We start from the raw sequence: 16,960 nt of genomic DNA, 5'->3' as shown, positions 1-16,960 counted from the left end.
TTAGATTATTTTACTTATCTATTAGATCAACAAACTCCATTAAGATTGTAATCCTTAGTCGTATATATCCATGGGAGTACCCCATTGCATAGGCAATCTGGGAGTTTGTTTTTCCTTCAATGTATCTCATCTTTAAAATGTTTTGATCTTTCTCATCAAATATATTTAATATTCGATTTGTCTTATTAATCATTTCAATATTACATTTTAGTTCCTTTGATAGGCTTTCTATCCTATCTCTTAGCTCCTCATCAGTTGGTATCGGGAGTAAGTCCTCAAACACTTCACTAGTATATCCCTACGATCTAATTCTAGAATGTCTTTTGCAATCTTCCACTCTAGTTATTGGTTATCAAATTGTATTCATAGTTACTTACTTAACTTCATTTTTGATAATATATTTCTTAGACCATTATCAATATTTTCTTCCTCATTCGTTTTTACGTTATGCTTTTGGTTAATCGTGTCTTTCAATTCCTTTTCTGCTTTAGCTAATTCTGCTTGATATTCTTGTTCAGCTTTAAGTCGGTTATCTTCTTTGACTTTGTCCGCAAGTTGTTTCATGAAAGCTGAATCTTCAGATTGTTTCTTTTCTTCTCGTTGCTGTTGAAGCTTTCTCATTTTGTGATTATAGTCTTGTCTAGCTTGTTCCCACCGTTCGGCGCCAATACGGATTGCTTCAGTATCAATGCCATGAATACTGCTCTTTTGTAGGTTAAACTGTCTTTGTTCTAGTTCATTCATTTTGCTATATGCTTCAAATTCTTCTAATGCCTTTTTGCGTTCAATATCTGTTTCGTAAATTTCTTTCATCTTAATTTCTCCTTTTTGTACTATTATTTCTTTTGTGGTTTGCGATACCACACTAACGCTGTGAAATGTCCGTTTAAGTGTGCAATAATATCAATGTGGTACGGCTTAATATTATTTTCAACTTTGAAATATTCGATTTCTTCCTCTAAACCCGTCGCACTGTCGCTGTATAGCGTGCGTACCTTCTTGATATATGTATTTCCTCCTTTCATCTTTTAACCTCCATTCTTCTATAAATAAAATTAATTTATAACAATAGATGTCTAAGTCGTCATATACTTTGCGATACTTAATTTCGTATCTACTAAAAGCCATATCATCACCAATCAAATTATCAAATCGTTTTTTTGCTTTATCGTATGATAAATCATAGAGTGTTCTTTCAAAAGCTACATATTCCCAAAGATCCATTCGTTCCAGTTGAAACTTTAGTAATAAATCAGCCAATTCTTTATAGCCAGTTTCTTCTATCCTTTTTAACTCTGATCTAGATTTATTCATCACTTTACTAATTTCGGTTATTGATGATACTTTACACTTATATTTATCGCCAATACGTTTAATTTTTCTATTCTTAATAACATTGTCGTAGCGTTGTTCAATCACTGATGATTTGATAAATCTTAAATAAATATACTTAGCAACATCATGAGTGATTAACTTCAATGCTTTCATAAAATCTGATAGTTCAAGCAATTCCGTAGCATTCAATTCATCTTTATGCTCTAACATAATGGCGAACTTACTCAACGTTCTTTTGCTAACCTCGACCAATACATTTCGATTCTTAGCTATAATTCGATTAGCCAAACAATACCTCCAATTCCATTTCTAACTCATCCACCTTCTTAGTATCTTCTGCTGTTGGAAGTTGGAACATCCTATTTTCAATTTTTAATTCTAACGCTGCTTCTTGAAATTGATTGTACTCTTCTAATTCAATGACCCAATCAGTAGCTTTTTTCAACAACTCTAAATCAGCATATAAATCGTTTCTAAGGCTTGTTTGTTCATCTAAGGTAATTCCTTGAGTAAACAATTCAAATCGTTTCTTAAGGCTATTTAGGTTGATTCTGAATGAATTTTCCTTTCCAATAATCTCAGCAACACAATGCTCTACTGATCGTGTTCTTTGGTAATCACCTGAATCCCTATCGAAAATAACCGTTCCGATTAGAGAATGAGTAGCGTAGTAATATCTGCTGTATGTTTTTAGTTTGTATTCGATTATATGTATCTTTTGGGGAAGTTGTAGGTAGTCTTTAAGCATTCCAATTAATTCGTCATCCACACACTCACCTCTTAAAAATAAAATAGGACAAATAACTCTATTCAGTCATTCGTCCTATGGTTGTTCCATTCGGCTTATTTTTTATCTATAATAGTTGGTTTGATTGTTTCTTTATGTTCCATTAATACTAAATCTCCATTGTTGAATTTTATGACGATTTCCCCAAATTTAGGTAATGGCATAGAATAAGTTTCTTCACCAATCTTAATCGTTGCTTCTTTTTTCATTAATTAGCCCCTCCGTCCAAACTCGCAAGTCCCACTCTAAATTATCAATATCATCTTCAGAAACTGTGCCAATCATAGCACTTTCTATTTTCTCATCAACCATCTGTAAAGTTGCATGTTCAAACTCATTCAATAAATTAGTTAGTCTTTGTACTTCGTTTTCAAGTTCATCCAAGCGTTTATCAAAACTATTTAACCGTTCAATTAGTCTATCTTCCATATGAATCTCCTAATCAATACTTCGTTCAAAGCCAACAGCTGGTTTCATTTGTTCTTCAATCCATAGCAATTGTAGGATGAGAAATAAACATTCATCACTAACATTTTCAAACATTGGATGTTTTCTGTATTTGATAAAACTTTCCATTAATTTTTGCATTAAATCGCACCTTCTTTTAATTTTATTTTTTTGAAATATAACGTTACGCAATAACCATTTCTATCAATGTACGTTGGTTGATACCCCTTCAAAAACTGAAAGTTCAACTCATGTAAAACTAAGGCTGTAAGTGATTTTGAATCTTCTGAAATAATCTGCTTTTTCATTTTAACTACCCCTTATCTTTTCCACTGATTTATAACGGTTTGTAAACTCCAATCGCTTTGCCTTCAAATAACTGGTTATCGGATAAATCTTTAGCTGCTAATTTCTTCAATCTCATTATATTGTTGTCTAAATCCCTAACTGCCACTATATCGCCAACTGCCCATTCAGTAGCATCAACAAGAAACACTTCATCCCCTTGATTAATTTGTGGTGACAATGAATTATCTGCTGCTACTACACAAAAATTTGCTTGATTTGCCATTGGTTGATCCATTATTAAAACTCCTTTTTCTACTGTGATTTACAATTCTAGATTGCGTAAAATTTAATGGTTACTCTCGTTAACTTATCTTCTTCCATCAACTCAAAAGAAATATCGGGGAAATCGTAACAACCCATGTGAAGATAATGTTCAAAAATCGGATCATATTCAAAATCATGAGCGATTGCTGATATTACTTCATCAAAATGAATTGAGTCCACTTCTGTTTCTAAAACAGCCGAATCCTTATCTGTATAAACTTCCTGATAATGCGACAACTCGATTATTTCTTTTGAATCAGTTCCTACCGTCTTAAACTTCAATTCGTATTCTTTTCTCACTTCTAACTACTCCTTTATTTAGATTCTCTTTAATTAAGGCTGCCATTTTATAAGACTGATGCTATTTGAAATTCTAAATCCATGTGGTTTTCTTCTATTTTATTGATTAGTTGAAACTCAACATTATCAATCACGTTATAAAGCTTGTTACTCTCAAGATCGATTCTTTTGTTCAGTTTCACCATTTCTTTTCTTAATTCCTTTAATTCTTTATGAACTTCTTCTAGCTTAATTTCTTTTTCCATATCTTATTCCTCCTGTTTAGTTTGCACTTTCAACTGTCGCTATCCATTCAGATTCAGTAAACACATCACCGTTCTTAACGCTACCGATTAATTTTTTTAACGGTTCAATTGGCTTGCCGCATTGCTTTGCATAACTTGAAGCAAGATACAAATCATTGTTCCTTTCAATCGATTCACCTTTAATAATTCGCTCGTAAGCTTTCTTACCTAGCCCTCCTGAACCTGTTAAATGTGAAAAGTCATAATTAACCAATGTTGCTGCAACTGAATATTTATTAAACTTCTGTTCTTCAAAATTACCTCGTATTGAAAAAATGTGGTTCTCAAATTCACCATCATAAAAGTTTGGCTCAAATAGATTCGTAATTTCATATTTACCTTTTTTAGTAACACTTCCACCAAAAACAAAGTAATTGTTATAGTGCGCCTTAATATCTACACCGTCTAAATACCCAATTTTTTGGCTGTATTCAATGCCGTTTCGCTTCTTGAATATAATATGTTTCCCACCACTCGGAGTGCTTTGTACTAGCGTATTTTTGGCATTTTCAACCAATTCATCATAGTACGGGTTTCGCTTTAATGATTCAAACCCATTGACACCGTGCAAATCAATATCGATACACCACACCCCACGAGTTAACATTCCTAGTGCTGATACTTTTGAATAAGATTCTATATTGCGATTGATAAATTCTTGATCAATGGTTTTATCTTTAAATGAAACAATTGGCTTCTTTTGTTTGTCTAGTGGTATTACTTGTAAACCATATTCCGATAGCTCTATAGCTAGTTCATATCCATTCATTTTTCCACCCCTATTTGCCATTTATTGACTTGCAATTATTTAGCTATTTTATGACCTTACGCTTAATTCGATACCCCTAAAGAAGAATTTTATAAAAAAAATAGAAAACGTTGATTTAAAGCCATTCTTTAAAAATAAAATACAGTAGTCTTAGAGGTTATAGTAATAAGAGTAAGATATTGATATATCAATCTTTTAAGCGTATTTTTAAATGTAATTTTATGTAAGGCTTACTCTTGCGAAAAATTAATAAGAGTAAGGATTTCCGCCACTTACTCTTATTAAGAGTAATGATTTATTTATTTTGACTATCGTATTCTTCTAACATTTTTAAGGCAGCATCGAATATTTTTTTATCACCTATTTTGTGTACCCTACAAGTCAATCCATCTACCCATTTCGGTTTATTGATCGCCACACCAATTTTCTTCATATCCTCTTTAGCTTCTTTAAATCTTAAGTTGCCATAATCTTCATAGATAGCCGCTTTAAGAATCTCGTCTTTGGCAAGTATAAAACCATGTTGCGCAATAGTTAATATAATAATTCGTTGTGTTTCCGTTAAATCTTCAGCACTTGCATAATTTTTTAGCACCGTATCTTTAAATATAAACTTCCCACCTATTTCGTTAAGATAGTTTAAACTATTTATTAGAAAGGAAACGGAAGCAATTAAAGATAACTCATTATTCGGCTCAATAAAGTCCCAATACGGTTTAAAGTATTCATGCCTATCTTTACTCGATTCATTCTTTGGACGGTCTTTAAAGGCTATTTTTACAGTTCTAGAGGTATTCGCAGTAATATCGCCTATATCCACGTTTTCGTTTGTGTCTAAAACTAATACAGATTCATTTTTAAAACTTACGGCATTTTTTCCTAATGATCTTCCTGTTATTATTTCACCTGTTGCGATTTTCCTTAACACTCGCATGCCTTTAGTATCAATTGAACCCGATTCGTTAGCGTGGGCTACATCAGCGCCCATGAATGAAAGCCAAGCATTTTCTGTTGAAGCGCCTTGATTGTTAACAAGAGCATCCATATTGACGGGGTTAACTTTAAAAATTTCATTTAAAGTCCTCATATATAGTCCCTTTCCAGTTCGTCCGAAGTCCTTAAGTAAGAACCACTTTTCAGATGGAATTAACTTCATTTTCCTCAACAATATATAAGCATGTAACAATCTAATGTTATTAAGGCTCTCACTTTCATTCGCAATATTAGTAAGCATGCTATCAGCGAATGTAATATTTAGATCATCATTTGCAACATCAAAGTATTCAAAGAACAATTCATTTTCTTTTGGTGGCTCGTGCTTCATTACTAACCGTTCGCAATCAAAGCGCCAATCTTTGCCCGAAATTGAATATTCTAACAATTGGTATGAATGTCTCATTTGCATATGATCTGAATAAAGTTCTAAGGCTACATCGAAAAAATCATCAATGTGGAAAGCGAAATTTTTACCAACGGGGTAATATTCATTAAAATTATCATGTTTTAATGGCTTAAAACTATGTTCCTTAACAACGACAAAAGTTTTTATTTTTTTTGAATAAATAACCTTATTTGAAGCTAAGTCAATGAAAAACCTAGCATAATTATTAAAGTATTCAGTCTTGCTGTGCTTAGTCTCGTTTCCGTCTTTATCCTTTTTCGTATACAAGATACCGAAGAAAGCACCAAGTTCTTTTGGTTCGATAATGTATGATAAAGGAACATTACTATAAATATCGGGTTCCCTTCTAAATCTACTTACATAGGCTTCCCCAATATTTTCTGCAACTTGGAACATATCATTTATATCGACAAAGAATATTTTATTTAATATATCTTTTATTGTTGCTAAATTCTTTGTTCGACTTACATTATCAATGTTTTGTTTTATAACATTCAGTTCATCTGTTAAATATTTAGCATCAATATTATCATAGTTCAAACTATCACCTCCAATTTGAATTGATTCATTTTTATTGTTGGTGACCCATCAATAACATGTAAATATCTGTTAAATCTTCCATTATCGTTTGGTTGTACTCAAATTGAGTATCTAAGAACTTTTTAATTAACTCTGCTCGAGCAATTCGTTGAAAACTATCACTAGATTCAAATGACAATGCATCAATTTGTTGTTGATACAGTTCCATTATTTTAAGATGATTCGCCAGTTTGTTACCTAGTTCAGTTGCTTTTTCTTTTTCCATTCTCATTTCCTCTTTTCATATAATATGGTACAATAGAGGATAGTTAAGGTATATATAACTACCCTAGCATTTGAGAGATTGCCGTCTTTCGAATGCTTTTTTTGTGTCTACACTTGGTCGTGGTTATTTTTAATACTTTAATGTTTCTAAAAATTCTTCTACATCATGCATATCAAACATAATTTCTCGTCCTTTATTAAACGATTTAAGCCCGTTCTTTACCCAATCATCAATTACTAACGGACTACATTGAAAATACTTAGCTAATTGCTTTTTATTTAAATAACGACGATTGACCGTTATATTCTTAGTAACATCATCAACTGCTTTACTTGCTATACTTAAATACACTTGATAAATCTGTTGTTCGATTTCCTTAGGTAAAATCACTTGTAATTGTGGCTGCTCTACTCTTTCCAACATTCAATATCACCCCTTTCTTCTTCGATTCGTCCATACATTAACATATAGCAGTAATTGACAGATTCATATCTATCGGAAATAGCCGTTAGCATTTTAGAAATAGACAAAATCAATAATGTTACAGTACAAAGTGAAATTATAATTTTGTGTATATTTTTATTTTTCATAATACCTCTCCTTCAGTAACGATAATTTTAGTTTATGATAAATCTTTACTGACTCTATCGGCGTCATTTATAAGAGAAAAAAAAGGAAATATTTCATTTATTTTTAAAGCAACAACCAAACTTGGGATAGTTTTCCCATTTTCCAAATCGGAATAATGTCCCCTTGATATTCCTAATAACTTTGCTACTTCTGATTGATTTAGTTTTTTTCTTTTTCTACCAATTATCATTGCCTCACTCATACTTTGAACGAATTTATTATAATTTAGTTCCATTAATACACCTCCTTTACTTCTGACACTATCGGCGTCTTTATATTTACAGTATACATTTTTATTCTATCGGCGTCAATAGTTATTTACAATCGGCGTCATTAATTGTATTATATAGTAAAGAGGAGGTGTAATATTGAGCCTAGGTGAAAACTTAAAAAAAATTAGAACAAGCAAAAAAATGAACCAGGAGGATTTTGCTAATCTTCTTAATATTTCTAGATCATATTTAGGTGATTTAGAGAATAATAGAAAAAATCCTAGTGTCCAAACTGTTCAAAAATTAGCAAATAAACTAGAAACAACTGTTTATGAATTATTGTATGGAGTAAAAGAAGAAATAATGACTTTTGATACAGGAGAAGAATTGGATGAATTTAGAAACCTAATAATTGAAACTATTAAGGCAAGGGAAAATTCTAATGAAACAGAGAGTTTTATAAATAATAAAACAACACTTATTGATGGATTAAAAAAAGAAATTATTTCAATTCAATCAGAAATCGACTACAATAATTACTTGCTATCAAAAGGCGAACTAGAACCTGAAGAAGCACTTAGTATAAATGGGTCACTAGGTGCTTCTATAGAGTATAAAGAAGAAAAAATTGAAGAATTAGAAACTAACCCTAAGTACAAATTTTATATTTATAATAATGTTATTTATGTGTTAGTTAATAAAAAAGATTTAACTGTTTCTGATATAAATTTTGATGTATCTCAATATGATAATCTTATTATTGAGATTAATAATAAAGAAGTTGACAACTTGCATAATATCACAAATGAAAAACTAATTAATGTTATCCATCTTAATCACGATTGGAATACTAACTTAAAATTAACCTATGATGCATGGTTCAAACTTATTAAAAATCCGCAATATATATATTAAATTCATTAACCTTTCAAAAACACTTGGTCGTGGATACGAAAGGAAAATATAAATGATTAAAGAATACACAAAAAAATCAGATAATAAAAAATACTACATGTACACATGTTATCTTGGTACTGATCCAATAACTGGAAAGCAATTATTTGCCACGAAAAGAGGTTTTAAAACACATCGTGAAGCAACAAAGGCTCAACGCTTAGCCATAGCTAATTATCAACAGCATGGCAAGAATACTGGTAGCAATCTAACTGTAATGGATGCCTATGAAGGCTGGTATGAACAATATCGACTTACAGTTAGGGAAAGTTCATTGAATGTTGTTACTTCAATCGTTAAAAAAGGAATATTAGAAAAATACGGTAAAATGAAGTTATCAAAATTCACGATTAAAACAGCGCAGAAGATAGTTAATGATTGGTATGATAAATATGCTACCTATCGCAAATACTATTGTTATATGACGCAAATTTTCGATTATGCTGTGGTTAGTGGGGCTATCAAAGATAATCCATTTAAGCATGTTAAATTGCCTAAAGCGAAACCAGATACCACCAATGAAGAAGATTTGTATTATACAAAAGAGGAATTAATTGAGTTCCTGAAGCTTGTTGAGGATGACATAATGTATTATGCCATTTTTCGAATTCTAGCCTTTACAGGCATAAGAAAAGGCGAATTGATGGCCTTGCAATATAAAGACATAGATTTCAAAAACAAAACATTATCAGTAAATAAGACTGTTGCTTATGGTATTAAACAGCGTGTTTTGATTCAAGAGCCTAAAACTAAAAAAAGCCTTCGAGTTATAAGCTTAGATGATAACACCATCAAAGCCATAAAACGTTGGCAATTAGAACAAAGAAAAGAATTATTTAGATTCGGTCATAATTCAAACAATGAAGATCAATTTTTATTTACTAACCCTATTAACAATGAATTACTTTCTAAAATGACAATTAATCACCGTTTGAAGTCTATTTGCGAAACTAATAATTTTAAATGTATTAAGTTACATGGATTTCGACATACAGCATGTTCTCTTATGTTTGAAGCTGGTTTTAATATGCAAGAAATACAAAACCGACTTGGGCATAGTTCTCTTGAAATCACAACAAAAGTGTATGCTCATTTTACTAAAAAACAAGAAGAAAATATGGCTCAAAAATTTGCTAATTACGTTAACTTTTAGCAATTGCTTTATCATTTCTTTATCAAATGCATAAAAAAAGACCCTGAAAGCCTGATATAACAGACTTTCGGGGCATATAATATTAACCTAATTTGTTATAGTATTCAACAACGAATGATTCGTCGATTTCAGCCGATAACTCAGCACGTTGTGGTAAACGTGTTAAAGTACCTTCTAATTTGTCTGCATCAAATGAAACAAATTCTAAACGGCTAACAGTATTTTCTAAGTTTTCTTTAACTAAAGCTAAATCTTGTGAAGATTCTTTTAATCCAATTACTTGACCTGGTGTCACTAAGTAAGATGGAATATCAACACGTTTGCCATCAACAGTCACGTGACCATGGTTAACTAATTGACGAGCTTGACGACGAGTGTTAGCAAAACCTAAACGGTAAACTAAGTTGTCTAAACGAGTTTCAAGTAATGACATGAAGTTTTCACCATGTTTACCTTCTTTAATTTTACCTGCTTTTTTGAATAAAGTGTAGAATTGACGTTCAGACATGCCGTACATATGACGTAATTTTTGTTTTTCTTGTAATTGTAAACCATATTCAGAAATTTTCTTTCTTTGGTTACCGTGTTGACCTGGTGCATAGTTACGTTTTGCGATTTCTTTACCAGTTTCTGTTAAAGAAATACCTAAACGACGTGATAATCTCCATGTTGGACCTGTATATCTTGACATTATAAATTCCTCCAATTATGTTGTTTTGGAGTAAAATAATCCTTTTGAAAAATCGAATGCGTGCATTTCAACTTCAATTTTCGCCTTTGCAGCCGCGGTTACTCATTGACCTAATAAGGGTTGAACTGTTGACGCGCTTTCTTTTTTCACGCTGCATTATTTTACACAAGTGTTATTGTATCATAAATAGTGACTAGATTGCAATGCTTGATTAGTAATTATTTTAATTTTTTTGCAAGTGAGTGGGTAAAATTTAGCTAATTAGATAATTTTCACTTCGTCTACCTACCCTCGCACAGTTGGGAATGGAACAGAAGTAGAAAATTGAATGATTTTCACATCATCTGCCTCCCCCCTGGAGATGGCTGTGGGGAAAAGTTGATGCCTAACACATTTAAGCCGAAAGTTGACACCGCTCAACCACTGTGATCTACATTAACGACCAATAATTTGGCTTAGTTTAGCAAGTTAAGGCCCTGCCTCTCTAAGACACAAATTGAATCCCCTAAACCACTGCGCTCTATATTAAGCGACAATACCTTGATCAAATTTATTAAGATTTGTGCTACTTTATTCAATATTTATTACTAAATTCATTACAATTTGTGCGGAAGCTTTACCTGCTACTACCACAAATTCATCGAATGAAATAGCTGCATCATCATCACCAGCATCACTAATTGCTCGGATAATGACAAATGGCACTTTCAATACATGAGCGGTTTGGGCAATGGCAGTTGATTCCATTTCACAAGCTTTTGCTTTAGGAAAATCAATGGCAATTTGCGCCACTTTTTCATGGCTATTAACAAATTGATCACCTGAAACGACTTGTCCAAAGATTGGTTCAATTTCTAATTGACGACAAACCTCTTTGGCTAATTGGCTATATTGTAAATCAGGATAATACAATGCCGGCATACCAGCCATTTGACCTTTTTCATATCCAAAACCGGTAACATCGACATCGTGATAAGTTAAACTATCCGCTATTACGATATCCCCAACTTTCAAGCCTTTATGCACGCCTCCAGCCGTCCCAGTATTAATAATTAAATCAACATTAAACTGTTGAACTAATAGAACAGTCGTAATGGTTGCGTTGACTTTTCCAATACCTGATTGAACTAAAATCACTTCTCGATTTTCCAAATAACCTTGATAAAAGGTTACTTGATGATGGGGAATTTCTTTTAATTTTGATAAATTTGCTTTAATAAGACGAATTTCTTCTTCCATTGCGCCAATAATTCCAATTTTCATCTGTTTACTCCTCAAAAATAGTTTAGCCTAAAAAGGCAATTAATAATACAGCTAACAATAATACACCAACTATGATGATACCATTGGTTAAAAACTGATCGATTTTCGCATGGTACTTCGCTCGTTTTCCTCTAACCTCTGGATTATCTTGCGCCAATTCATCAGAATAATGTGTGTTAGTTGATGAGGCAATCGGTTCATAACCTTCTTCCTGATAATACACTTGATAGTGATCATCTTGCGTCATCGAAGAATTATTATAAGATTGTTCATTATCTTCGCCATCATCTGGTGCCATATAATGATTGCCCATGTATCGATTCTCATCATTATTATCTGGATAATAATGGTTCTGTCTTAAAGAATCGTCATACAATGTTTGATTTTCATCTTCCCTAACTTGATGATAATTTTTAGAAAAATCCCAATCGTTCTCATCTGGCTCATTTTGATACAGTTGATTAGAATAATCATTAGTTCGGGTTGGTGAATGTTCTTCGTTGTTAATATTTTGTTGTTGCTTGCGTTTAAAAAACATGTTGATCACTTCCATTTGTTATTGTGCTAACCAATATTGTAAAGCATAAAGCGTTTTAACATCGACTATTTTGCCTTGTGACATCATTTGACGAATATCAGCTTTAGTAAACTCGTGTATTGTAACATTTTCATTTTCATCCTGTGGTAGTGGATTTTCAACTTTGTTTAAACCTGTTGCATGAAATAAAGTAATCTTTTCATCTAAATATCCTGGTGATACATAAAAAGAATTAACTTCTTGCCACTGCTCTGCTTGATAGCCCGTTTCTTCTTCTAATTCTCTTTTCGCTCCATCAATAGCTTGTTCTAATGATTCCGATTGGAAATCTAATATTCCTGCTGGAATTTCATAGATGTCTGCTACAACCGCTGGTCTGAATTGTTTCACTAAGACCACTTTATCTTCATCAGTTGCCAAAATACACACAGCTGGCAAATGGTGAATAATTTCGCGTTCAACAATGGCGCCATTTTCTAACTTTAATTGATTAACATAAAGCTGAAGTATGTGTCCATCAAAAATTTGTTCTGATGAAATTAATCGGGGATCATTCAAGCTTTTTACTTTATTTTTATCAAATTGCATGAGACATTCTCCATTCATTATCGTTAGTTTCACTTTAACTAATTTTTTCGTTGGTTGCAACTAAACTCAATAAATTACACAAAAAAGCTGATTATTATTCATGATTTCGTATAAAAAACTTCACTTCTTTCTTCATAAATCTTATGATTAAGTACCGATAATCTTAATTCCGCTTTATTCGTCGTTGCTTGGGAGTAAGAATATAACCTGGTTAAAATAAAAGCTAAAGGGCACCATTTTATACGATTCAATCACAATGCAATAAGATAAAAAGACAAAAGACCAGACAGAATTTCATTTTCTGTCCAGTCTTCACATTCATTGATTCAGTGTTAATATGGATTTTCTGATGTTAATGTTACATCATACCATGGTGTATCTGCACCAATTTGAATATCATAGCCTTTAACACGATTATTAACTGCTACTACTGAATAACGGTATAATGTTGGCATAAGAGGTAATTCTTCCATAAAGTATGCTTGCCAATCATTGAAAGCTTTTTTACGGAATTCTTCATCGAATGATTCATCAGAATTAATTACTTCTAATAACTTATCATTTTCTTCTGTTGCCCAACGTGGGTAGTTAAATGAAGCATTACGTCCAAATAGTCCTGTTGGGTTTGGATCGCCACCTGTACCCCATGCCCCTTGGAAGATTTGGATTTTTGGATCATCTGCTTTAATAGCATCGTAGAATGAATTAAATTCCATTAATTGGCCGTCAACTAATTGGACATTAATACCGATTTCAGCCCAAGCTTGCATGTAGTACTCAGCTAATGGTTGAGCTGTTTCGCCACCTGCCATCGATGCAAATCCTAATGTAAATGGTTCTCCATTTTTATCTTCGATAAAGCCATCACCGTCTGCATCTGTATAACCTGCATCCGCTAAGATTTGTTTAGCTTTTTCTGGGTCATAGTTGTATCCTTCAATTTCATCATTGAAGTAAGCAGTAAAGTTAGGAGTTACTGGTGAAGTTGCTCTCCAACGTAAACCATGGTAGAATCTTTCACCAATAGCATCGTTATCAATCGCATAAGCCATTGCTTGACGAATTGCTTTATCTGCTACTACGACAGAATCATCAGGGACTACTTCATCGTTTTCAAATGTTCCTAATTTAAAGCCAATATAAGTATAACTATTACCAATTGTTCCTAAAACTTGGAAGTTTTCAGCATCTTTATAAGTTTCATATTGGTCAGTAGGTAACTCAGCAATATCATAGTTACCTGCTTGCATTTCAGCGACTGAAGTTGATGAGTTAACCACTTCAACTTGAACTCCGTCTAATTTTGGACGGCCTTTCCAGTAATATTCATTCGCTTCTAAAGTAACAGCTTCACCTGGAATGATCGATGTAACTTTAAATGGACCATATCCTACTGGTTTTTGGCGTACTGGCTCTGAATCTAACATATCTTTCACTTCGATACCTTCGAAGACATGTTTTGGTTGAATGTAGCTTGAAATCCCACCACCCGCTTGAAGCATTGAATTAGGGAAGTTTTCATAAGTAACTTTTAAGGTGTGATCATCTACGCGTTCTAAACCACTGATTTCTTCTGACTTACCTTCATGGTAATCCTTCATACCTACAACATTTTCAAAATCTTCTCCATAACGAATACCTTGATAGTCTGGGTGACCGACTACATAATAAGGGAAGATAACATCATCAATCGTTAAATCTTCACCATCATCCCATTTTTGTCCTTCAGGAATGGTAATGGTTACTTGTTTATTTTCAACATCAAAATCAATTTTAGCAAAACCAGAATCATCAATGGTAAAGTTTTCATCATAACCATATAATCCTTCATCGAAGAAATCGATAATAGACCCATCTGGTGCGCCATCATAAAACATTGAGTTTAATACACCGGCGAAAGGAGATTCAGAAACTAAAGCATAACGTAAAACGCCACCTTCAATTGACTCCTCATTATTTTCAAAAGTCGTATTCAATTGTACATTCGTTTGAGCAGAAACAAACGGTACCATTGAATTAGCTGCAATTGAACTAATTGCTAAAGCAGAAGCTCCTACAGCAAAATTTTTTGTTAAAGATTTTTTCATACTATCCCTCCAAAATAAGTAAAATAATCTTACAAGTTTCATGATAGCGTAAGTTTATGATAAAATCAAGAAATTCAATTAGAGGTTTCCAACCATTTTAATAGTATTATTATTTTTAATAGTACCCTTTTTCAAAAAATTACTCAATACACTTAGATAGTAAGAAAATAACTCATAAAAAATAGAGGACTCTTACGAGTCCCCTGTTGGAGGCAACATTATGTTAATATGGTGCGTCTGCTGTAAGAGCTACGTCAACCCAAGTTAAATCTGATCCGACTTTGATATCGTAGTTTTTAACACGGTTGTTAACCCCTACCACACTATATCTGAATAATGTTGGGATCGCTGGTAATTCTTCCATGAAGTAAGCTTGCCAATCATTGAAAGCTTGTTTACGGAATTCATCATCAAATGAATCATCAGAGTTGATAGCTGCTAATAACTTATCATTCTCTTCCGTAGCCCAACGAGTGTAGTTAAATGATGCAGTGCGTCCGTATAATCCAGTTGGGTTTGGATCACCACCAGTTCCCCATGCACCTTGGTAAACTTGAATTTTTGGATCATCTGCTTTAAGAGCATCATAGAATGAGTTAAATTCCATTAATTGTCCATCAACTAATTGAACATCGATCCCCACTTCTGCCCAAGCTTGCATGTAGTATTCTGCTAATGGTTGTGCGGTTTCGCCACCAGACATTGAAGCAAATCCTAAAGTGAATGGTTCACCATTTTTATCTTCAATGAATCCATCACCATCTGCATCAGTATAACCTGCATCAGCTAAGATTTGTTTTGCTTTTTCTGGGTCATAAGTATATCCAGGTAATTCAGCATTATAGTAATCTTTAAAGTTTGGTGTAATTGGCGCATTTGCTCTCCAACGTAAACCTTGGTAGAATCTTTCCCCGATAGCATCATTATCAACTGCATAGGCCATTGCTTGACGAATTGCTTTATCCGATACAACTAATGATTCATCAGGAACGTTTTCGTCTCCATCTAATTTTCCTAACTTAAATCCAATATAAGTATAAGCATTTTGCACGTCCCCTAAGACCGTAAAGTTTTCAGAATCTTTATATGAGTCATAAGAGTCAGCTGGTAAAGAAGCGATATCGTAATTACCTGCTTGCATTTCCGCAATAGCTGTTGATTGGTTAACTACTTCTAATTGAACACCATCAATTTTCGTACGACCTCTCCAATAATATTCGTTTGCTTCGTAAGTAACAGCTTCACCCGGTGTAATAGAGGTTACTCGGAATGGACCAAAACCAACTGGTTTCGTACGTACTGGTTCTGAATCTAATAATTCACCAATTGGAATATCTTTAAAGACATGTTCTGGTTCGATATAAGATGATATTCCACCACCTGCTTGTAACATTGAGTTAGGGAAGTTTTCATAAGTAACTTTTAAGGTGTGATCATCTACGCGTTCTAAACCACTGATTTCTTCTGACTTACCTTCATGGTAATCCTTCATACCTACAACATTTTCAAAATCTTCTCCATAACGAATACCTTGATAGTCTGGGTGACCGACTACATAATAAGGGAAGATAACATCATCAATCGTTAAATCTTCACCATCATCCCATTTTTGTCCTTCAGGAATGGTAATGGTTACTTGTTTATTTTCAACATCAAAATCAACTTTAGCAAAACCTGAATCATCAATTGTAAAGTTTTCATCATAACCATACAATCCTTCGTTAAAGAACCCAATAATCGTTGCATCTGGATTACCATCATATAACATGTTATTTAAAACACCCGCAAATGGATCTCCTACTAATGCATAACGTAAAGTACCGCCTTCAATTTCTTCAGCATCATTTTTTACGGCTGTTTCTAATTCAACGTTCGATTGCGCAGAAACAAGGGTAAGTGAAGAATTAGCAACAACAGAGCCAAGTGTTAATGCCGATAATGTTAAACCGGCTAGTTTTCTTAAAGAATTTCTCATAATGTTCCCTCCAAAAAATTTATAAATAAAACTTTATAATGTTATATTAACTCATGTAAACGATAAAATCAAGCATAAAGTTAAAAATAAATTAAAAAAATGTGAAAACATGTATTTTCCAATATCTT

Annotated in this window: 25 protein-coding genes; 2 read left to right on the top strand and 23 right to left on the bottom strand. The window is 32.9% G+C overall.

Features of this window, described 5'->3' with window-relative positions:
• Positions 1 to 10: 10 nt before the first annotated feature.
• The 17 genes from B5D12_RS10640 to B5D12_RS05030 all read right to left on the bottom strand — a co-directional run bounded on the left by B5D12_RS10640 (position 11) and on the right by B5D12_RS05030 (position 7,606).
• Positions 11 to 193, bottom strand: coding sequence for a sigma factor-like helix-turn-helix DNA-binding protein (locus tag B5D12_RS10640; protein WP_407645209.1), 183 nt, complete (start codon positions 191 to 193; stop codon positions 11 to 13).
• Between the two features lie 176 nt (positions 194 to 369).
• Entirely contained in the window at positions 370 to 813 is a 444-nt protein-coding gene (locus B5D12_RS05090; protein WP_078755786.1) for a hypothetical protein, read from the bottom strand.
• Between the two features lie 117 nt (positions 814 to 930).
• Positions 931 to 1,623 carry a hypothetical protein gene (locus B5D12_RS05085; protein ID WP_078755785.1) on the bottom strand — a complete coding sequence of 231 codons (693 nt, stop codon included), beginning with the start codon at positions 1,621 to 1,623 and terminating at the stop codon, positions 931 to 933.
• Entirely contained in the window at positions 1,616 to 2,104 is a 489-nt protein-coding gene (locus tag B5D12_RS05080; RefSeq protein WP_078755784.1) for a hypothetical protein, read from the bottom strand. The genes B5D12_RS05085 and B5D12_RS05080 overlap by 8 nt, the downstream gene beginning before the upstream one ends.
• 74 nt (positions 2,105 to 2,178) lie before the next feature.
• On the bottom strand, positions 2,179 to 2,331 hold the full coding sequence (locus tag B5D12_RS10185) for a hypothetical protein (protein WP_159443865.1): 153 nt from the start codon (positions 2,329 to 2,331) through the stop codon (positions 2,179 to 2,181).
• Entirely contained in the window at positions 2,309 to 2,551 is a 243-nt protein-coding gene (locus B5D12_RS05075; RefSeq protein WP_078755783.1) for a hypothetical protein, read from the bottom strand. Before B5D12_RS05075 ends, B5D12_RS10185 begins: the two co-directional genes overlap by 23 nt.
• A 9-nt stretch (positions 2,552 to 2,560) precedes the next feature.
• Positions 2,561 to 2,710, bottom strand: coding sequence for a hypothetical protein (locus B5D12_RS10180; RefSeq protein ID WP_159443864.1), 150 nt, complete (start codon positions 2,708 to 2,710; stop codon positions 2,561 to 2,563).
• On the bottom strand, positions 2,710 to 2,877 hold the full coding sequence (locus B5D12_RS10175; protein ID WP_159443863.1) for a hypothetical protein: 168 nt from the start codon (positions 2,875 to 2,877) through the stop codon (positions 2,710 to 2,712). Before B5D12_RS10175 ends, B5D12_RS10180 begins: the two co-directional genes overlap by 1 nt.
• Before the next feature lie 29 nt (positions 2,878 to 2,906).
• Positions 2,907 to 3,152 (bottom strand): S24/S26 family peptidase, encoded by a 246-nt coding sequence (locus B5D12_RS05070; RefSeq protein WP_078755782.1) that lies wholly within the window; start codon positions 3,150 to 3,152, stop codon positions 2,907 to 2,909.
• A 35-nt stretch (positions 3,153 to 3,187) separates the two neighbouring features.
• The gene (locus B5D12_RS05065; protein WP_078755781.1) at positions 3,188 to 3,481 is read right to left on the bottom strand and encodes a hypothetical protein; all 294 of its coding nucleotides are present in this window, start codon (positions 3,479 to 3,481) and stop codon (positions 3,188 to 3,190) included.
• Between the two features lie 47 nt (positions 3,482 to 3,528).
• A complete protein-coding gene (locus B5D12_RS05060) occupies positions 3,529 to 3,726 on the bottom strand; it encodes a hypothetical protein (RefSeq protein ID WP_078755780.1) in 198 nt (65 codons plus the stop codon).
• Between the two features lie 16 nt (positions 3,727 to 3,742).
• Entirely contained in the window at positions 3,743 to 4,534 is a 792-nt protein-coding gene (locus B5D12_RS05055; protein WP_078755779.1) for a bifunctional DNA primase/polymerase, read from the bottom strand.
• A gap of 295 nt (positions 4,535 to 4,829) precedes the next feature.
• Positions 4,830 to 6,476: a hypothetical protein gene (locus B5D12_RS05050; RefSeq protein ID WP_078755778.1), complete on the bottom strand. Its 1,647-nt coding sequence runs from the start codon at positions 6,474 to 6,476 to the stop codon at positions 4,830 to 4,832.
• Between the two features lie 31 nt (positions 6,477 to 6,507).
• Complete coding sequence (locus B5D12_RS05045) at positions 6,508 to 6,741, bottom strand: hypothetical protein (protein ID WP_078755777.1); 234 nt, start codon at positions 6,739 to 6,741, stop codon at positions 6,508 to 6,510.
• A 129-nt stretch (positions 6,742 to 6,870) separates the two neighbouring features.
• Positions 6,871 to 7,164, bottom strand: a complete 294-nt coding sequence (locus B5D12_RS05040) for a helix-turn-helix domain-containing protein (RefSeq protein ID WP_078755776.1) — start codon at positions 7,162 to 7,164, stop codon at positions 6,871 to 6,873.
• Positions 7,149 to 7,331 carry a hypothetical protein gene (locus B5D12_RS05035; RefSeq protein WP_078755775.1) on the bottom strand — a complete coding sequence of 61 codons (183 nt, stop codon included), beginning with the start codon at positions 7,329 to 7,331 and terminating at the stop codon, positions 7,149 to 7,151. The genes B5D12_RS05040 and B5D12_RS05035 overlap by 16 nt, the downstream gene beginning before the upstream one ends.
• Before the next feature lie 32 nt (positions 7,332 to 7,363).
• Positions 7,364 to 7,606: a helix-turn-helix transcriptional regulator gene (locus B5D12_RS05030; RefSeq protein ID WP_078755774.1), complete on the bottom strand. Its 243-nt coding sequence runs from the start codon at positions 7,604 to 7,606 to the stop codon at positions 7,364 to 7,366.
• 133 nt (positions 7,607 to 7,739) lie between these two features.
• Between B5D12_RS05030 and B5D12_RS05025 the strand changes: the two genes are divergently transcribed.
• Positions 7,740 to 8,498 carry a helix-turn-helix domain-containing protein gene (locus tag B5D12_RS05025; RefSeq protein ID WP_078755773.1) on the top strand — a complete coding sequence of 253 codons (759 nt, stop codon included), beginning with the start codon at positions 7,740 to 7,742 and terminating at the stop codon, positions 8,496 to 8,498.
• A gap of 52 nt (positions 8,499 to 8,550) precedes the next feature.
• A complete protein-coding gene (locus B5D12_RS05020) occupies positions 8,551 to 9,690 on the top strand; it encodes a tyrosine-type recombinase/integrase (RefSeq protein WP_078755772.1) in 1,140 nt (379 codons plus the stop codon).
• An 82-nt stretch (positions 9,691 to 9,772) separates the two neighbouring features.
• Here B5D12_RS05020 and rpsD read toward each other — a convergent pair whose 3' ends face one another.
• The 6 genes from rpsD to B5D12_RS04990 all read right to left on the bottom strand — a co-directional run bounded on the left by rpsD (position 9,773) and on the right by B5D12_RS04990 (position 16,832).
• The gene (gene rpsD / locus B5D12_RS05015; RefSeq protein WP_066125221.1) at positions 9,773 to 10,381 is read right to left on the bottom strand and encodes a 30S ribosomal protein S4; all 609 of its coding nucleotides are present in this window, start codon (positions 10,379 to 10,381) and stop codon (positions 9,773 to 9,775) included.
• A gap of 570 nt (positions 10,382 to 10,951) precedes the next feature.
• On the bottom strand, positions 10,952 to 11,644 hold the full coding sequence (locus B5D12_RS05010; protein ID WP_078755771.1) for a 5'-methylthioadenosine/adenosylhomocysteine nucleosidase: 693 nt from the start codon (positions 11,642 to 11,644) through the stop codon (positions 10,952 to 10,954).
• A 22-nt stretch (positions 11,645 to 11,666) separates the two neighbouring features.
• Positions 11,667 to 12,182 (bottom strand): hypothetical protein, encoded by a 516-nt coding sequence (locus B5D12_RS05005; RefSeq protein WP_078755770.1) that lies wholly within the window; start codon positions 12,180 to 12,182, stop codon positions 11,667 to 11,669.
• An 18-nt stretch (positions 12,183 to 12,200) separates the two neighbouring features.
• Positions 12,201 to 12,770, bottom strand: coding sequence for an NUDIX hydrolase (locus B5D12_RS05000; RefSeq protein ID WP_078755769.1), 570 nt, complete (start codon positions 12,768 to 12,770; stop codon positions 12,201 to 12,203).
• Positions 12,771 to 13,102: 332 nt separating this feature from the next.
• Entirely contained in the window at positions 13,103 to 14,857 is a 1,755-nt protein-coding gene (locus tag B5D12_RS04995; protein ID WP_078755768.1) for an oligopeptide ABC transporter substrate-binding protein, read from the bottom strand.
• A 223-nt stretch (positions 14,858 to 15,080) separates the two neighbouring features.
• Positions 15,081 to 16,832, bottom strand: coding sequence for an oligopeptide ABC transporter substrate-binding protein (locus B5D12_RS04990; RefSeq protein WP_078755767.1), 1,752 nt, complete (start codon positions 16,830 to 16,832; stop codon positions 15,081 to 15,083).
• Positions 16,833 to 16,960 lie beyond the last annotated feature (128 nt).

It is taken from the genome of Globicatella sulfidifaciens DSM 15739 (genome assembly GCF_900167405.1).
GTDB classification, from domain to species: Bacteria; Bacillota; Bacilli; order Lactobacillales; family Aerococcaceae; genus Globicatella; species Globicatella sulfidifaciens.
This window is presented reverse-complemented; position numbering and strand designations above follow the sequence as displayed.